The organism is Micromonospora sp. NPDC052213 (assembly GCF_040679695.1).
Classification (GTDB): domain Bacteria; phylum Actinomycetota; class Actinomycetes; order Mycobacteriales; family Micromonosporaceae; genus Micromonospora.
Window position 1 is genome coordinate 1 of the sequence record NZ_JBFAVI010000371.1, and the last position, 1,233, is coordinate 1,233.

Genomic DNA, 1,233 nt, shown 5'->3' on the forward strand with positions numbered 1-1,233 from the left:
GGGCCGCGGCGGGAGGCGAGCACCACCTCGGCGGCGCCGTTGGCCAGCAGCCAGCGGGCCACGTGCCGGCCCAGCGCGCCGGTGCCACCGGTGACGAGCACGGTGCCGGAGGGCCGCCAGGCCGCCCCGGCGGGCGGGGCGGCGGGGACGAGCCGCCGTTCGAGCACGCCCTGCGGGCGGATCGCCACCTGGTCGTGGCCGGCGTCGGCGAGGACGGCGAGCAGCGCGTCCCCGGCGGCCCGGTCGAGGCGGCCGGCCCGGTCCGGCCCGGCGGTGCCGGCGGCGGGCTGAGCGGGCTCGGCGGCGGGCAGGTCGATCAGGCCGGCCCAGCGGTCCGGCTGTTCGAGGGCGACGACGCGGCCGAGGCCCCAGGCCGCGGCGGACGACGGGTCGGCGACGGTCTCGCCGCCGCCGACGGACACGGCGCCCCGGGTGAGGCACCACAGCCGGCCGGGCAGGCCGGTGTCGGCCAGGGCCTGGACGAGGGTGAGCAGCAGTGCCGTCCCGGCGGGTACGGCGGGCGCGTCGGGCAGCGGTTCGTCCCGCTCGGGCAGCAGGCAGAGCACGCCGCTCCAGCCGCCTTCGCCGCGCTCCCGCAGCGCCGTGCCCAACGCCCCCCGCTCCACGCCCGGCGTGACCCGAAGGACGTCGACGTCTCCCCCACCCCGCCGGAGCGCGTCGACAACCCCGCCCCACTCCCCGCGATCGTGCACTTCCGGCCCCGACGAAAGCCACATCCCACCCGACTCGGGGGCCGAAACCGCAAGATCGGCGGGGTGAGGGGCGGGGGTGACGACGAGCCAGCGGCCCGGGAGGGACGGGGTGGGGGCGGGGTGGATCTGGTGCCACGTGATGCGGTACGACCAGGCGTCCACGGCGGCGTCGCGCAGCCTCGCCCGGCGCCACGAGGACAGCACCGGTACGGCCGGGGCGAGGGCCGCCACGGCGCCCGGGTCGTCCTGCACGGCCAGGTGGGACGCCACGGCGGGCAGGTCGCCACGTTCGACCGCGGCCCAGAAGTCGCCCTCGGCGCCGTCGGCGCGCTCGCCCGACGGGGCGGCTGCGCCGTCGACCTCCGGCCAGTAGCGCTGGTGCTGGAAGGCGTACGTGGGCAGGTCGACCCGGGTGGCGCCGGTGCCGGCGAACCACTGCGCCCAGGTGACCGGGACGCCGTGGACGTGCAGCTCGGCCAGGGCCGCCAGCAGGGCGTGCCCCTCGGGCCGGTCCTTGCGC

The 1,233-nt window shown here is 79.4% G+C and carries 1 protein-coding gene; it reads right to left on the minus strand.

Annotation, left to right across the window (positions count from 1 at the left end; genetic code table 11):
- The coding region (locus tag AB0L34_RS34045) for a KR domain-containing protein (RefSeq protein ID WP_363709788.1) at window positions 1-1,233 on the minus strand (1,233 nt) is incomplete at both ends.